Annotated in this window: 13 protein-coding genes and 2 pseudogenes; 3 read left to right on the top strand and 12 right to left on the bottom strand. The window is 47.5% G+C overall.

The window, feature by feature from the left end:
• Positions 1 to 428: 428 nt before the first annotated feature.
• The 3 genes and pseudogenes from ATN88_RS19350 to ATN88_RS19360 all read left to right on the top strand — a co-directional run bounded on the left by ATN88_RS19350 (position 429) and on the right by ATN88_RS19360 (position 4,564).
• Positions 429 to 2,600, top strand: coding sequence for a lipoxygenase family protein (locus ATN88_RS19350; RefSeq protein WP_067419287.1), 2,172 nt, complete (start codon positions 429 to 431; stop codon positions 2,598 to 2,600).
• A 13-nt stretch (positions 2,601 to 2,613) separates the two neighbouring features.
• Complete coding sequence (locus ATN88_RS19355; protein ID WP_067419288.1) at positions 2,614 to 2,991, top strand: hypothetical protein; 378 nt, start codon at positions 2,614 to 2,616, stop codon at positions 2,989 to 2,991.
• Between the two features lie 305 nt (positions 2,992 to 3,296).
• Positions 3,297 to 4,564, top strand: a pseudogene (locus ATN88_RS19360) (outer membrane protein transport protein).
• Between the two features lie 180 nt (positions 4,565 to 4,744).
• Here ATN88_RS19360 and ATN88_RS19365 read toward each other — a convergent pair.
• From ATN88_RS19365 to ATN88_RS26210, 12 genes and pseudogenes are all read right to left on the bottom strand, one after another.
• A complete protein-coding gene (locus ATN88_RS19365; protein ID WP_067419289.1) occupies positions 4,745 to 6,331 on the bottom strand; it encodes an AMP-binding protein in 1,587 nt (528 codons plus the stop codon).
• Between the two features lie 30 nt (positions 6,332 to 6,361).
• Positions 6,362 to 7,819, bottom strand: coding sequence for a coniferyl aldehyde dehydrogenase (locus tag ATN88_RS19370; protein WP_067419290.1), 1,458 nt, complete (start codon positions 7,817 to 7,819; stop codon positions 6,362 to 6,364).
• Positions 7,820 to 8,040: 221 nt separating this feature from the next.
• Positions 8,041 to 8,424, bottom strand: coding sequence for a helix-turn-helix transcriptional regulator (locus tag ATN88_RS27740; RefSeq protein WP_232313417.1), 384 nt, complete (start codon positions 8,422 to 8,424; stop codon positions 8,041 to 8,043).
• Positions 8,421 to 9,110 (bottom strand): AraC family transcriptional regulator ligand-binding domain-containing protein, encoded by a 690-nt coding sequence (locus tag ATN88_RS27745; RefSeq protein WP_232313418.1) that lies wholly within the window; start codon positions 9,108 to 9,110, stop codon positions 8,421 to 8,423. Before ATN88_RS27745 ends, ATN88_RS27740 begins: the two co-directional genes overlap by 4 nt.
• A 100-nt stretch (positions 9,111 to 9,210) precedes the next feature.
• Positions 9,211 to 9,537 carry a DUF202 domain-containing protein gene (locus tag ATN88_RS19380; protein ID WP_067419291.1) on the bottom strand — a complete coding sequence of 109 codons (327 nt, stop codon included), beginning with the start codon at positions 9,535 to 9,537 and terminating at the stop codon, positions 9,211 to 9,213.
• Positions 9,538 to 9,565: 28 nt separating this feature from the next.
• On the bottom strand, positions 9,566 to 9,871 hold the full coding sequence (locus tag ATN88_RS19385) for a YidH family protein (RefSeq protein WP_232313419.1): 306 nt from the start codon (positions 9,869 to 9,871) through the stop codon (positions 9,566 to 9,568).
• A gap of 10 nt (positions 9,872 to 9,881) precedes the next feature.
• A complete protein-coding gene (locus tag ATN88_RS19390; protein WP_067419292.1) occupies positions 9,882 to 10,733 on the bottom strand; it encodes a MurR/RpiR family transcriptional regulator in 852 nt (283 codons plus the stop codon).
• Between the two features lie 110 nt (positions 10,734 to 10,843).
• Positions 10,844 to 12,199 (bottom strand): PTS transporter subunit EIIC, encoded by a 1,356-nt coding sequence (locus ATN88_RS19395; protein ID WP_067419293.1) that lies wholly within the window; start codon positions 12,197 to 12,199, stop codon positions 10,844 to 10,846.
• 1 nt (position 12,200) lies between these two features.
• Entirely contained in the window at positions 12,201 to 12,812 is a 612-nt protein-coding gene (locus tag ATN88_RS19400; protein WP_232313428.1) for an N-acetylmuramic acid 6-phosphate etherase, read from the bottom strand.
• Positions 12,713 to 13,102 carry an N-acetylmuramic acid 6-phosphate etherase family protein gene (locus tag ATN88_RS27750; RefSeq protein WP_232313420.1) on the bottom strand — a complete coding sequence of 130 codons (390 nt, stop codon included), beginning with the start codon at positions 13,100 to 13,102 and terminating at the stop codon, positions 12,713 to 12,715. The genes ATN88_RS19400 and ATN88_RS27750 overlap by 100 nt, the downstream gene beginning before the upstream one ends.
• 182 nt (positions 13,103 to 13,284) lie before the next feature.
• Positions 13,285 to 16,116 (bottom strand): hypothetical protein, encoded by a 2,832-nt coding sequence (locus ATN88_RS26205; RefSeq protein WP_067419294.1) that lies wholly within the window; start codon positions 16,114 to 16,116, stop codon positions 13,285 to 13,287.
• A 26-nt stretch (positions 16,117 to 16,142) separates the two neighbouring features.
• Positions 16,143 to 16,930, bottom strand: a pseudogene (locus ATN88_RS26210) (hypothetical protein); the annotation flags it as partial.

The following is a 16,930-nucleotide window of genomic DNA, read 5'->3' on the forward strand; positions in this document are numbered from 1 at the left end:
CGTAGGCAATGTACTTTGTCACTTGTTTTCATTGCGTTATAGATCGAGTGCTACCAATCGATTTGAATAATAAAAACATGAAGTTGTAGTTTTATAAAACATTATATTTTTCTCTTTCATTATTACACTCGGAGTGTTGAGACAACTTTTATACATGTTTAGATAAACAGAAATATCCCCTGTACTGCTAACGTCTTTTGGTGCTTTACATAAATGCAACAATAGGCTTGCGTTTTTATCAGTCTGATTGATGAGATAAAACACAAGTAGGTTGCTGAAGCCAAACATTATTTATTTTGTATATCTGAAGGTTTGGATACTTTCTGAATACTTGTTAGACACAGTACGGCATTGCTTTAAACAACTTCTTGTCCGCGCTTGAATAACATCATCAGAAAGTCATCTTCGAGCAATATAGGGATGAAGTTATGAGCGATAACAAAATCGAGGAACTGCGAAAGCTGTTAAACGTACCAGAAAAAGGTGCGGAGGAAGCAGCAGCGCAACAACGTTCTGCCCGCTTTTTCAACAAACCAAGATGTCATGATGGGCTAAGTCCAATCGCACAACTTCTGCAAGGAGGGCCGGAAGTCGGACTGGGTGGTGACGAAAAACTCACACCTGGCTATCCACCCGTATCACTACCTCAACACGATACTGTTAGCACAGATGCCCGAGCGAGAGCTCTCGTAAAAGCGAGGGGCGATAATACCTATGAGTATCTAGAGCTTCCCGGAGCCGTCGTTCACGGCAACGTGACATGTGACGATGTCCAGAATGCAAAGATTTGGCGCCACCGCGGAGCCTTAGACGAGTTGGAGTACAATTTTGGTGTTGACGATGCCTCAGAGTATTTTTCCGGCGTCCGCCTCTTCGAAGGCACTATCGCTTACATCGAAAAGAATTTCTGGACCATCGTTACATCTGAAGGTATTGCCGCAAAAATTTCAAAACTGCTCACCGCTGTATACAGTCAGTGGGTTGATAGCCCTGAAGTGATAAGCATCGAGATCATGGACCCTATTCTCGTATTACTTCCAAGTCGCAAATGTAACAACCTTCAAGAACTCGACTTCTATCCTACTTTTTGTACCACACACCCCTACTATGAAGATCGTATTAAGCAATGGCCGCGCGCACCATACGACCGAGACCACCAATCCGATGATTTAGTTTCGTGGCTCGTGACGGCAACGCCTACGCCCGTATTTAACTACTTGAAGCCTTTTACTGCGCATCAAAGCAATTTCCCGATCACAAACGAACAGTTCCGCCGTGCCCCGGGATTTGAGCTAGACGATCTCGACCAAGCCATGGCACAAGGCCGTTTATTCTTACTGGATTTCAAAGACTTCCACAAAGAAACCGTCGCCGCTAGAAACTGGGATAATTGGGGTGCCCGCTTACATGCAGGCATCACTTTGTTTGCGATACCTCAAGGAAGTAAACAGCTTAAAACCGTTGCTATTCAGCCTACGCAAACGCCCCAGCATAGTGGTTTTTGGGAAGACATTGGTTGGTTCTTCCTCGGCATATTTGGATACGGCGGCAACAAGAATCCACCGTCTAAAATCATCACTGCGGGTGACAACTACTGGGCATGGCAAATGGCGAAAAGCTCAGTAACCACCATGCTGTCTATGGCAGGCGTGGTAGATCACCTGTCTACCCACGTATATCTGGGCCCAATTCCTATCGCTTACTTCCGTAACATTACCGAGTACCATCCACTGAGACCCTTGCTGGATACCCACCTTATGGCATTGGTCACCAATAACCACACTGGTATCTTTGAAGTTGGCGCAACGCTTGCTGGGCAGCCCGCTACCTATGGAAACCCGTTTAATGGTCTGTTGACAGGTGCTATTGAACGTTTATCTGGCTTTAGTAGTGAGACGTTTGTGATGTCGACATTGCGCCGTAAAAATCACTATCACTTCTTTGAACACAGCACACCCGTAGACAAAAATAGCGACCCGATTCTGGCACAAATTGACGACTACCCTCAGCACGATGATAACAAGTTGATGCCTATCATCCGTGAATGGGTCGATGGTTACTTGCGCCTGTACTATCACTCTGACGCTGACGTGGTAAACGATGAAGAATTAAAGATGTTCCTTTACGAAACCAATCACTTTGGTCAAGTAAAAGGCTTCCCTAGCCGCGCTGATACGATTGAGGAATTAGTGAATATCGTTTCCAGCATCATTTACTGGATGTCCGTGAACCACGGGTTCGCAAGTCTAGTGTCGAACATGAAGATTGGTTCTCTGGGCTTCTATCGCGACCACCCTATTGACCCGAATGTCGGTTATACAGAGCGAGATTGGTTAAACGTATGCCCACCAATGAACGTCGGTGCAGGCTTGTTCTTCTTCTCTCGCATCTTTACAGATTTACCTGAAGATTGGCACCGATCGCTGGGTAAGTATCCAAAAGGTCAGTTCAAACATGATCCAAACGTTTACCCACTATTGGATGTATTCCAAACAAGTTTGAAAGCACTAGACGACGAAATCCGTGAGAAAAATGGTCGCCGTCGCTGGTCCTATGACTTAAGAATGCCATCCACAATCACTGTTAGTCCTTGGAACTAAGAGGAGACGCAAAATGAAAAAGGTCGATCTTTCCCGTCGTGACTCCATGAAGAAAATCGCGATCGCTACCAGTGCATGTGCGGTACTTTCTCAGGTAAACATGTCCACTAACCCTGAACGCGAAGTGATGGCAACGTCTCGCCAAACGATTGAAGAACAGCTCAAGCAGGAGTATGCACACTTAAACCTCTCTCCTGCTGAACAAGAAGTCTTTGTCACCGTGAAGCGAAATGTCCTGCAGTCCAAAACTGTCAAGGATGAACAAATTGTCGATTTCGCAAAAGAGATTGTGAAGAACAGCCCTGAAGATACACAATTCGATGCCATGTTCTCCAATCTTCAAAGTGAGTTTTTGTTAATGGATCACTTCATACGTTACGTACACGCATAGTAGAAAATTGAGTGAGCATAAAAACCAGACTGATCAAATCAGTCTGGTTTTTCTCTTTTAGGTCGTCAGCAGCATTTAAATTATACAAAACTAAAATAATGAAGTTAATTACACTATTTTTCAGATAATTAGAGGTGTCATTTTTCACTGTTTCATTATTGATAGCTCGCAACAAAATACGCCGAGAGACAGTGGCGTGGCATGCTCGGACTAACCCCTGATTTTACTGACTTCTACCATCAAGTTGGCACTATTTCTAACAAGGAAACACCGCCTAATTTTGGAACGTTACCATGGAGGTAAAAATGGTAGGGTCACATCATTCTAAGTTTACTTTTTCACGTACCGCACTTTTTGTGGTTACTACACTCACTGCAGGAACCGCTAATGCTGCAGGGTATCAGATAGCATTTGATTCCGTCGGTGGTCTGGGACGCGCATACGCTGGCGAGGCGGCCATTGGAGACAGCGCAGCATCAATGGGGAGAAACCCTGCAACAATGACGCTGTTTGACCGCCCTGAGTTGTCAGGGTCATTAATCTACTTTGACGCATCCATTGATGTAACCGGCAGTAATGCCCTGCAATCATCTAAAGATACGGTGCCATCAAATGTCGTTCCAGCTACTTATTACGTGCATCCTCTTAGCGATAGGCTGGCTGTTGGCTTGGGTGTGTATTCAAATTACGGCCTAGGCACAGATTTCGATGATAACTTCCTCGCTGGCGATATTGCAGGTGACACAGAATTGCTCTCGGTGAACTTTAATCCTGCTGTGGCTTACAAAGTGAACCCAATGCTGAGTGTCGGTGCTGGCATTAGTCTGATTTACGCCACTGGTGAAGTGAATCGTCATTTTGGTGGTGGTGCGGGTAATTTTGGTAAGAATGCATCTGATCCGTTACTAAGCTGGAAAGGTGAAGATTGGGCGTTTGGCTGGAATGCGGGTGCTTGGTAGAACTGGATGAGAACAATCGCTTTGGCCTCTCTTACCGCGCGAGCGTTGATCTCAAGCTGGACGGAGACTTTACGGACTTTACACCCGGTGTCGTTGCCGTACCGGGAGGCGGTAAAGTATCTGCCAGTTCGACAGTGCCTCTCCCAACTATCATTGAGCTATCTGGCTTCCATCAACTCAATACCAAACTAGCCATACACTACAGCGCGCTGTGGACACAATGGAGCGAGTACACAGAGTTTAAGGCCACTGGCTCTGGTTGTTCTGTTAATGCTGGTGTGTGTTTTAGAAAACCTGAGGAATATAGCGACGCTTGGCGTTGGGCGATTGGAGCAACATATCAGCTCAACCCAATTATCAAACTTCGTGCGGGTTTCGCGTTAGATGAAAAGGCTGGCAAGACAACGTTGAGCATTCCTGACCAAGACGCATATTGGTATTCGGTCGGCATGAATTACGCGCCTTCATCTGATTGGTCGCTTGACGTAGGGCTGGCTTACATGGACCGCTCAGACGAAACCTATACAGAAACAAGTCTGTTTGCGGCAGACCATAGCTATCAGACAAAAGGTCACCTCCTAATTTTGGGCGCACAGGTAAACTATCGATTCTGATACTGACGAATGTAAGCAAAAAGCCCGCTTAGCGGGCTTTTTTAGGTTCGGCACATCCAACACTTCGCCTATATTCTTCACTTAACAGCGCGCAATGCCTTCGCGTTCAACGACATTTCTACAAACAAAAAAAGCCCCGACGGACTCGGGGCGAACTTACAACGGCTAGGACAAAAAAGATTATGTTGCGACTTTCTCTGCGATGGCTCGCAGGTCTTTACGAAGGATTTTACCTACCGCTGTCTTTGGCAGTTCAGTAACAATAACGATTTCCTTTGGCACCTTATAAGGCGTCAGATTTTCACGGCAGTACGCCGTCAACTCAGCAAGGTCTAGCTCTGGATTAGCAGTAATGTAGGCACGAACTGACTCTCCAGTTTGCGTATCAGGTACACCAATCACCGCGGCCTCAAGCACATCGCCATGCGAGCAGAGTACATGTTCCACCTCACTTGGGTAGACGTTGAAACCAGAGACAATCACCATGTCTTTCAGACGATCCACGATTTCAATACATCCGTCTTCTAAGATCCGTCCCATATCTCCGGTTTTAAAATAACCATCTGGGGAAATGGCGTTCTTGGTTTCTTCAGGGTTATTCCAATACCCTTGCATCACCAAGTCACCTTTGATAACGATTTCGCCAACCTCACCTTCGGGCAAAGACTTGTTGTTCACGTCCCAAATTTCGAGTTGAGTCCCATTCAACGGAGGACCAACCGTCCCGTAATGCTCCTCGCCTGGGTAATTCAATGAAATCACTGGGGACGTTTCTGACATCCCGTAACCTTCTGTGATGGAACAACCCGTCACCTCTTTCCATGCAAGCCTTGCACTTTCTACAAGAGCAGTGCCACCAGAAAGGGTTAGTTTGAGTTCAGAGAAGTCGAGTTGCTTAAAACCCTCATGGTTACAAAGCCCGACAAACAAGGTATTTATCCCGGCGAAGCCAGTGAATTTATGTGGTTTGATAAGTTCTACAAAGCTGTCGAGGTCTCGCGGGTTGGGGATCAGGATGTTTGTATTTCCCTGACAGAAGAAAAGGATCAAATTCACTGAAAACGCATAGATGTGATAAAGCGGAAGCGGACAAACATACAACTCGCTTCCTGGGTCTGAAGTATCAGCCAGTCTTTCTGCTGTCTGAAACATGTTATAGATGACCGAGTAGTTTGTCAGGCAAGCACCTTTCGCTAAACCTGTAGTCCCTCCGGTATATTGAAGCATGCAAATATCATCGGGTAGTATGTTGACGGGTTTTAAGGTCATCCCTCCGCCGCCAGCCAAAATACTCCCCATATCAATTTGCTGTACTCTGTGACGCGCCATCATCGTCGGAAACTCTTCAGAATGAGAGTGAATGACAACACTAATGTCAGTTTCATCGATAATGGCCGCCAGCTTGCGAGAAAGCGGCGTAAAAATCACTATCGCCTTCGCCCCAGAGTCTTTGAATTGGTGAAGCATTTCTCTCTGCGTATAAAGTGGGTTTGTATTCACCAAGATCAGACCTGCTCGTAACGCAGCAAATGCCGCAATTGGGAATCCCAAGATATTTGGCAGTTGAATTGCCACTCTGTCTCCGGGTTTTAACGAGGTGTGGTGCTGAAACCAACTCGCCAAAGCGCGGGATTTTTCTTCAACGTCTCTATAAGTTAATACGTCCTCTCCGCATACAAACGCCGTTTTGTCACCAAAATGTTCGCATGCGGTTTCTACAAAATTGGCCAAATTTCGAATTTCTCTCGCTGTATTGTCATCCTTCACAATCTATTCCTCCGTCATAGCAGCTAACTTTTATCGAATGAAAAAGCGATAAAACAAGTCGTGGATCTTCTTCCCATAAGGGGGAAATAACATGTCGCTAAAGCAAATTCGTCCACGTTTAAACAAGGATTTGGCATGCGAGAAAGTTCGGAAGCCTTCGACACCGTGGTAACTTCCCATGCCCGACTCCCCGATCCCGCCAAATGGCAGATCATCAACCACAACATGGAACGCCGCATCATTAATGCAAACACCTCCCGCATGGGTTTCTCTTAGCACTTTGTTTTGAAAAGCTTTGTCATGGCTTTGAATGTAAAGCCCTAGCGGTCGAGAGTTTTCATTGATGGAAGCAATAACCTGTTCAATGTTGTCGTAGGCAACAATTGGTAATATCGGTCCAAAGATTTCCTCCCTCATCACGGCCATGGATTGATCCGCGCCAGTGATTAACGTCAGTGGCATGAAGCAACTCGTTTCATCAGATGCCACGTCTCCGAGCGGGATGACGTTTGCCCCCAAATTGCTCGCCTCTTCGAGATACCCTTGCAATCGCGTGTATTGACGATGATTAATCACACGCGTGCGCTTGTTACATCCATCTATTGACGGATACATCGCGAGATAACGTGTTTTAATCGCATCAACCAATTCATCTACCCGGTTTTTGGGGCAATAAATGTAGTCTGGTGCCACGCAAGTCTGTCCTGCATTCATCGTCTTTCCGTAAATAAATCTCGACACGGCAGCATCAAGTGAAATGTTGTTATCAATAATGACGGGAGATTTCCCCCCAAGTTCGAGGGTAACGGAAACGAGGTTTTCTGAGGCCGCTTTCATAACATGTCGGCCTACCTGTGTTGATCCCGTAAACAGGAGGTGGTCGAACGGTAGTGAGGAGAAAGCCTGGGCAACGTCCGTTTCACCATGAACGACGCAAACCTTATCTTGAGAAAACACTTCACCCAACAGATGTCTCAGTACCGTGTTGGTATGAGGCGTAAATTCGGATACTTTGATCATTGCTCTATTACCCGCGGCAATCGCGGCAACCAGAGGGCCTATGGTGAGAAAGACAGGGTAATTCCAAGGAGAAATAATCCCAACAACGCCACGCGGTTGATAAAGTACCTCAGCTTTAGCGGGCTGAAAAACAACGCCTACGTGGCGTTTTTGTGGTTTCATCCACTGGCGAAGGTGTTTAGTGGCATAGTCGATACTCGACAGCGACGAAAAAATATCACCAAGCAGGCTCTCATCATGGCTTCTGTAGTGAAAATCCTTTTCTAACGCCGATAGCAGTGTTTCTTTTGATGCCAATATCGCGGCTTTAAGCCGCTTTAAATCATCAATGCGCGATCGATAGCTAGGATAAGGTTCTGCAAGAAACGCCGCTTTCTGGGTTTGCAATAGTTGAAGGAGACGTACTTTGTCTGGACTGACGACATTATCTAACGTTGCAATCTCAGAGATGTGCTCTGCATTTGTCATTGAATACTCCTCGTGTCAAACGCGGGCTTTCCAAATCCAGTCCCCTTTTCATGTCAGAGCGGATATTCAGAAAGTGCTCGAGTAAACACTATGAGTGATGACAGCAGCTTGCCATTGTTCATTCACGCCAAAGGTTTGTCATTGAAGAGAATGGAAAGACACAAGCACACGCGTACCTAACTATCTATTAAATAGTCATAAAGTTACTTAGTTGCGGTTGCTTATCGTGACGCTTGTGCGGCTTGAGGGACGTCAGAAATCGTGTTTTCTGCGAGGTATTTTTGTCTGTATTCACCCGGCGCACACCCCACCCAACGACGAAATGCACGGTTGAAATTAGCGACATTAGAAAAACCGACTAGATAGCCGATTTCACTGATGCTTAGGTGTGGCTGCTTGATGTAATTCAAGGTTAAGCGCTTGCGAGTGGAATCAAGGATGTCTTTATAACAGGTGCCTTGATCACTCAGTTTGCGCTGGAGGTTTCGTAAACTCAGTCCCAAATGCTTTGCAACATCTGTTTGAGACGGTGCGCCGACCGGAAGATCTTCAAGGATCTTATTTTCAATGAGGTAAGTCAGATTTGTTCTGTCTACACGGCTCATGACTGATTGAGCATTTCCATATGCACTTGATTCATAACAGGGTTGTTGCCTAACGCGCGTTGCTTCGCTTGCGTCAAATCAAGAATCACGGCTATACGGTCGGCGTTGTACTCTACGGGGCAATTAAAAAAGGCTGTAACGGATTCGCTGTTTGAGACAGGTTCTGGCACTGCAATCTGCACTCGTAGCGGGTCTAACCCACCGTCCACTAAATCACGCGCCACCTGAACCAACGTCGCAAGAAACGACTCAATCAAGTCTGGAGAAAGCACATAGCGTCCGCTGTCAGGATAGCGATAGACTTTAAACTCCACGACAAGTTCATCGCCATCTTCGTAGGTCTCCATGTTGCTGCAATTTGATACAACACGTTTGTACTGTGAGACGCGCTCTAGTGCTTCTTGGAGACTGTAAGCAGACTGAACGGCATACCCTAAGGCATGCAAAGCTGATGGGTGAAAATGACGCGCAACTTCGATGTTGAACTGGCGATCTGGCACCTGCTTATTGCAGTACTCGAACAGGTTACCCAAACTCACTACGCAGATGCGCCCCTCAGGATCATTGACTTCTGCGGGGTCGATGTTGAATTGTTCAAGAGTACTGTTGGGCTCAATATCCAGAGCTTTCATTGCTCGAGTTACAGGGATTATCCAGCCGCTCAACGTGGAATAATACGCGCTCATCTTTACTACTTCACCTCATACAACTCACTAAAGTGTTGCAACGATGTGGCAGTCTGTAAAGCGAGGCTATTTCACAAATGAGAAAGGCCGTGGGTTGACATCAAGCGGGCTGGCGAATCAACGGGATGATAAAAGAAAGAAAAGCAACAACACCCATGGATATTACGAAAAGCGACAGTGCCACTTTTCGCAGTAATTCCGTTCGCCCCACGACAGACAGTTGGATTGCAATCAGATGCTTACGTCTTACGACCGTGCGCAGGGCAAACCATGCCAAACAAAGTGTTGTGATAATGCCCAACATCGACAAAATATGCAGTTTTAACAGCAAAACGACAGCAGCGCACAGTGTTAAGCCCGAGCGTGTCCATGCCAACTGACTTCTTTCTCGCTGAAGTCCAGGATCACGCTCTACACAACTTGTCATGCCATGCTCACAAACGCAATGGAGACACTCACCAACAACACCACAATGGTAAGTGCCACCAGCTTTTGCTGTAGTGAAACGGTAAGTCTAAGCGCATCGCCTTTTCATTCTTATACCAGCGATAGAACGCCCAACCACCCGTTCCAATTGACACCAACGCCAAGACCGCAGGTAACCAATTTGCGTAAATTGGAAAGGTGTCCCCCGTTTGTGAGGAAAGAATATCAATGCCGATAGCCGTCGCCAAAAACGCCAGTGATGTGCGTATCCACGCTAAGAAGGTGCGCTCATTGGCTAACGAGAAGCGGTAGTCAGGTTCTTTTCCCATTTTCATGTCGATTCACCTATTTTTGAATCGTACGAATGGTACGAAGCGCCTTGGACATCTTACCTTGGTCAATGAGGGTATTGAGTTTGAAGAACAACACATCAAACGCCACCATTTGTAGCAATTGCGATGTCACCATCCCTAACTGTTCATGTGTCTCTGAGTAACTGTAAGGCAACACATAATCCGACATCTGAGCGACTTTACCTTTGCCAAAACGCGTCAAAGCGAGCACCTTCGCCCCAGCCTCTTTCGCTTTTTCGATAGCCACAATGACCTCAGGCGTTTCACCTCGCGCAGAGATTACGATAAGAAGATCTTTCTCCGTCAACAAAGAAGCCTGAACAATCTGAGAATGGTAATCCGAATTGAAGTGAACGTTTAAACCGGTCCGAATCAGTTTGTGGTTAATGTCAGACGCCACAATTGCTGAGGCACCAATACCCGTTAGTACGATTTTACCGCTCGTCAGAATCGCCTCAGCGCATTGGTCAATCACCTCTGGATCTATCAGGCTCAATGACTGCTCAATTTTGTCGGTAAACAATTGCTTAGATTTACCAAGAATGACGTCAGTGCTATCGCTGGAAGAGATTTCTTCGTAAATGGTGTGGGAAGGCGTTTGTGTAGCAACCTGTTGTGCCGCAGCTCCAGCCAGCTTGAGTTTTAGATCGGGAAAACCGGTACACCCTAAGCCTTTTGCATAACGGATAATCGAGGAATCGCTGATCCCTAATTGCGCCCCAACTTTTGTTGCACTCTGCTCCGCCAGATCAAAACCAAGGTCGACAATAAACTGGGAGATTTTCTGCTCATTTACATTCGTAGAATAGAGCAACGCTTTAACTTTATTTACCAGAGTGTTCATCCGCTTCCTATCACTTTGTCACCTATAACCAAGCCCCCTGTGCGTTGATGTTTAAGGGCGCACGAGCAGCTTGGGTATAGGATCCGGCCGTCACCGGATCCTGACCTTTCTTATTCTTTCGGCTCTGTAAAGCCCAACGCAATTGATGCGATGAAGCCCACTACCCATGCACTCAATACCGCGAGCATGAAATGGAGAATTTGGCCTTCACCCACCAGTGGGATCAGCGACAAGCCTGCGGTACCAAATGGGATAATAATGCCCACTTTGAACGCGGCCATGACCGCACCGCCCGCAAAACCACCGATACATCCAGCGATGAAGGTTTTACCCAGAGGCAGAGACACACCGAACAACAAGGGTTCGCCAACGCCTAAAATACCCACTGGCAACGCGCCTGTAATGGTTTTCTTCAAGCGTTGGTTCTTGGTTTTAAGGTACACGTACGCTGCTGCACCCACTTGACCCATACCCCCCATTGCAAGAATTGGGAACAAGTAGTTTAAACCAAAAGTTTCAAGAATTTGCGCATGAATTGGAATCAAACCTTGATGCAAACCTGTCAGCAATAAGAACAGGAAACCACCGCCTAATACGCCACCTACCGCAACAGAACCTGCAGAATCGTTCAGCAAAGCCACAGAGACAACGTTACCGAGCCACATGTTAACTGAGTGCGCGATCGGTTGAAGGATCATCAACGCAACGGCTGAAGACACAATGATGGTAACGGTTGGTGTCAAAATGAGGTCAAGGCTTTCTTTTACACGACTGCGGAACCACAGCTCAAATTTCGACGAGAAGATACACACCAACAAAACGGCAAACATACCGCCACCACCCGGCACCATTTTTGCGCCGAACAGTTCAATGTTGGCTAACGCTGGGCTTGCCAAAATGGCTGCCATCACCGCACCTATCGCTGGAGAGGCTTGAAGCTCTTTAGCTGTGTTCATACCAATCATGATCGAAAGCACCGCGAACACAGCGCGTCCAACCACGTTGAACAATTCAAAAATGCTGGCATGGGCTGCAACAAAATCAGGCGATACCAATTTGAATATGTTCACGATACCCAGAACGAGACCACAGCCAATCAATGCTGGGATAGTTGGTACAAATATCGCTGCCAATGTATTTAGGGCTTTACGCACTGTCATAGGCTGCTTTTCTGCCTCTGCACCTGAAGGAGCGACACCGAGCTTACTTAGACGTTTGGTGAGCACACCCGCCACTTTTGCAGCCGTGCCCATACCGACGATGATTTGGAATTGTTCACCGGCATCTACGACACCTTTTACGCCTTCAATCTTTTTAAGCTCATCCGCGTTAAACATTGAACGGTCTTTTAGCACCACGCGCACACGCGTCATACAATTGGTCAGTGTTGCGACGTTTCCAAAACCACCGATGTATTGTTCAATACCATCTGCAATGACTTCTAGGTGTTCAATCTTATTAGCCATACTACTTTCCTTGGTCCAATTGCTCATTGAGCGAACGATAAGGTTCAGAAGCAATCGCTTTTGCTTCTGCAGGCGAAATATCAATAGAATGGAGCAATACTGCGGCGCGAACGCTATAACCAACATCTTCAAGCAGTCTTTGCGCAACGCTTTCTTTCACATCGCAAATCTGCATCACCATATGTTGGGCGCGAACACGGAGTTTTTCGTTGGTCGGCTTAACATCAATCATCAAGTTGCCGTGGACTTTACCAAGCTGAATCATCACTGAGGTGCTGATCATGCCAAGCAGAAGCTTTTGTGCAGAGCCACTTTTCATTCGAGTAGAGCCTGCCAATACTTCTGGGCCTACATCGGGACAAATTGAGAGATCCGCATATTCACACACAAGCCCATGTCCACGCGTAGTAATGGCAACGGTTTTCGCCCCCACTTCTCGTGCATATTCAAGGCCAGATAGGACAAACGGCGTTCTGCCACTTGCAGCAATACCAACAACAACATCGTTACTGTTTAAGCCGCGCAATTGTAATTCATTCGGAGCAGAGTCCGTGCAGTCTCGATGTTCTCCACTGCTTGCAGCATGGCCTGCTGACCACCCGCAATGATGGATTGGATCAACTGCGGATCGGTACCAAACGTTGGTGGGCATTCTGCGGAATCAAGCACACCCAAACGGCCGCTGGTCCCCGCCCCCACATAAAACAGGCGGCCACCAGCTCGCAGCTGTTCAGTGATCAAATTAACCACTTTCTCAATACTATAAAGCTCTGCTTTAATCGCCTTTGGTACCTCGGCATCATTTTGATTAAGCAGTGAAAGCATCTCGATGAGTGGAAGCTCAGAAAGCATTTGGGTATCAGGGTTTTGTTCTTTGTTTATTGTGAGTGACAGATTGTCCATATCACTTTCTCGTTGTTATTCGACATTTCAAATATATATCAATGTCGAATTCCGACAATGCAATAAAAACAGCTATTGAGAATTTGATCACTCAAGAAAATGAAAAGCGATTTTAATTGTGACGTTCTAAACAAAAAAGGGGATGGCGCATGCCATCCCCTTTTTGTTTTCAGGGCGTTAAGTTATGACCCCGCAGCTTCCGCTATGTCAGCCATACCATTACCATTGCCGTCAGCACCAAACTCATCAGTGCCATCTAACATTCCATCTCCATTTGTGTCGAAGAAGGAATAGCCACTGTTGTCGATGTCGTAGGCAGTGCCATCATTCGCCGGGTTGAGGCTCTCTAAGTCCAAATAATCAGGAATACCGTCGTTATCTGAATCTTGTGGTGCCGTCACGCTTCCCTCGAGATCTGCAGTGTCAACTTTCAAGTCGCCGTTGGCATCAGGCAGTCCTACTTCAATCAAGTCAGGAATGGCATCGTTGTCGCTGTCCAAATCGAGCGCATTGGGAATACCATCACCATCCATATCATCGCTTAGCGAGGTCGTAGATAGTCTGCTGAGTTTCATGTTACCGATTTCGAAAGCTCCACTATAGAAGCTGGTATCCACGTAGTAATCGACTTCTGTCTGCGCGATGTTCACTTCACGCAGAACATTGCCGTTTTGCAGATAGCTGATGCCTGTATCACTGACCTTGATAGCAAAGGTATCGCCGACCGTTGCGGTGCCAAAGGTGCCGCGAGAACTGCCGTTTTCGTAGATATAAATTGTCGAACCTACAAAGTAGAACGCGAAATCAATGTCGGTATACGAAGCACTCGTCTCTTGGTCACCCAAACCTACCATGTTGTACGTTCCCAATTGGTTGAGTACAAAGCTGAACTGGTAGTCACGACGGAATCCAAATGTAGAGAAACGGTCAGAGTTTGCTTGATGTGTCCAAGATCCTCCGTTTGCGCTGAGTTTTCCATCGCCATATCTGGCGTTGCCAACCAACACAGGCCAACGCGTAATCGCCACATCGGCATGGGATTCAACGAGATCTGACACGCCATCATTGTCGTTGTCTAAATCAACATTATTCCCCACGCCATCACCGTCAGTGTCCTTGCTTTCCGAATCATCATTCGGGAAGGCATCGGCATTGTCGCCAACACCGTCACCGTCTGAATCTCGGGTTTCGTTTGGATCAAACGGTAATGCGTCATCTAGATCCCTGGTTCCATCATTGTCGTCATCATCATCGTTGCCGTTAAGCACCCCATCCCTGTCGGCATCTTCGGCCCGATCATCAACGCCATTGTTATTGGTGTCAGCTCCGCCTTCGCCGTCCTGCTGATTCAACATGCCATCGCCATTGGTATCGTACTGCGCATAGATAAAACGATGCATGTCATAGTCGGTGCCGTCGTTGGCTGCATTCAAGCTTTCCAAATCAAGGAAATCTGGGATACCGTCTCCATCGCTATCAGGTGCTGGGCTGACAATACCTTGCTGGAAGATATAGTCGACCTGCATATCACCGTCGCGGTCAGTCAGACCTGCTTCGACAATATCTGGGATAGTGTCATTATCAGAGTCCAGATCCCGATCGTTGGCATAACCATCGCTGTCTGCATCGGTGTTGAGCACAGCTCCTGATGCTGGTGTTAGCTTGATGTCCGTCAGACGGATTGCACCGCTGTAGAAGCTTGTATCAACATAGAAGTCTGGCGTTTCGCCCGAATAAGTCACCGAACGCAGCAAATCTTGATTGTGGTAATAAGCGATTGAGCCGTTATTTACCTCAATTGACAGCACATCACCGACAGCAATCTGCGCAAACCAGCTTCGAGAGGTCCCACTTTCGTAGATGTAGATATAGCTGCCCGCGATGTAGAAGGCATAGTCAATATCTGTATAAGACGCGCTGCTTTCTGCATTACCTAATCCGAACATGTTGTAGGTGCCAGGCCCTGCAACGGTGAAGCTGAGACGGTAATTGTCGCGATAGCCGTATTCTGAGAAACGTTTGGAGTTTGCCTGATACGTCCAGCTACCGCCATTCGCCGAGAGTTCACCATTGCTATAACTAGAACCGTACAACACGGGCCAATCGGTGATAGCGGCCTCGGTGCGAAGTTCAAGCTCGTCTGATAAACCATCGTTGTCGCGGTCGATATCAGCGTTATCGCCTACGCCATCCATATCTGCATCAGTCGTCTCATTGGCATCATTCGGGAAATCGTCAGCGTTATCACCGACACCATCACCGTCGGTGTCTTTGGTTTCATACGCATCTTCTGGGAAGACATCTGAATTGTCGCCTACACCGTCACCGTCTGTGTCTTTGGTCTCCGTGTCATCCGTTGGGAAGGCATCAGCATTGTCGCCCACACCATCACCGTCGGTGTCTGTGTCTTCGTTCGGATCAAACGGGAAGGCATCGTAGATATCTAAGGTGCCATCGTTATCGTCATCCTCGTCATTTGGATTTGAGATACCGTCGCCATCAGAGTCTTCAGCGCGATCATCGACACCGTTGCCGTTGACGTCTGCACCACCCTCGCCGTCTTGCTGCGTAAGCATGCCGTCGCCGTTAGTATCAAAAGCGGCGAAGTCATAACCATGCATGTCGAAGGCAGTACCGTCGTTCTCTGGGTTGTTACTTTCGAGGTCGAGGTAATCTGGGATGCCATCACCGTCTGAATCCGGTGCTGGGTTCACTGTGCCTTGCAGGTTGTTTTGATCAACCATCAAGTCGCCATCGGCGTCGGCAAGACCCGCTTCCACCACGTCAGGGATGGTGTCGTTATCTGAGTCCAAATCCAGATCGTTCGCTACGCCATCATTGTCGGCATCAACGGCGAAGCCTGAGCCAGACGCTGGCGTCAACTTGATGTCGGTAAGGCGGATTGCACCGTTGTAGAAGCTTGAGTCGACGTAGAAATCCGGCGTTTCTCCGCTGTAGGTGGTTTCACGCAGCACATCATCGTTACGACGGTAAGTAATGTTGCCGTTGCTCACTTCAATCGACAGTACATCGCCGACAGCTACACTACCACTGCCAAAGTTAGTGATGTAAGAGCCGCTCTCGTAGAGGTACAGGTAGGAGTTAACAATGTAGAAGCGTAATCAATGTCCGAGTAGTAGGCACCACTCTCGACCTTGCCCAAGCCAAACATGTTATTGGCACCCAACGAGACCACTTTGAAGTTCAAGCGGTAGTTGTCACGATAGCCGTATTCTGAGAAACGTTTGGAGTTTGCCTGATACGTCCAGCTACCGCCATTCGCCGAGAGTTCACCATTGCTGAAGCTTGAACCGTACAACACGGGCCAATCCGTAATAGCGGCCTCGGTGCGAAGTTCAAGCTCGTCTGATAAACCATCGTTGTCGCGGTCGATATCTGCGTTGTCACCAACGCCATCCATATCAGCATCAGTCGTCTCATTGGCATCATTCGGGAAATCGTCAGCGTTATCACCCACGCCATCACCGTCGGTGTCTTTTGTTTCAGACGCATCTTCAGGGAAGACATCCGCGTTATCGCCTACACCGTCACCGTCAGTGTCTTTGGTCTCCGTGTCATCCGTTGGGAAAGCATCGGCATTGTCGCCCACGCCATCGCCGTCGGTATCTGTGTCTTCGTTAGGATCAAACGGGAAGGCATCGTAGATATCTAAGGTGCCGTCGTTGTCGTCATCCTCGTCGTTTGGATTAGAGAGTCCATCGCCATCAGAGTCTTCTGCCCGATCATCGACACCGTTACCGTTGACGTCTGCACCACCCTCGCCATCTTGCTGCGTGAGCATGCCATCACCGTTGGTATCAAACGCGG

This window comes from Enterovibrio coralii (assembly GCF_001559595.1).
GTDB classification, from domain to species: domain Bacteria; phylum Pseudomonadota; class Gammaproteobacteria; order Enterobacterales; family Vibrionaceae; genus Enterovibrio; species Enterovibrio coralii.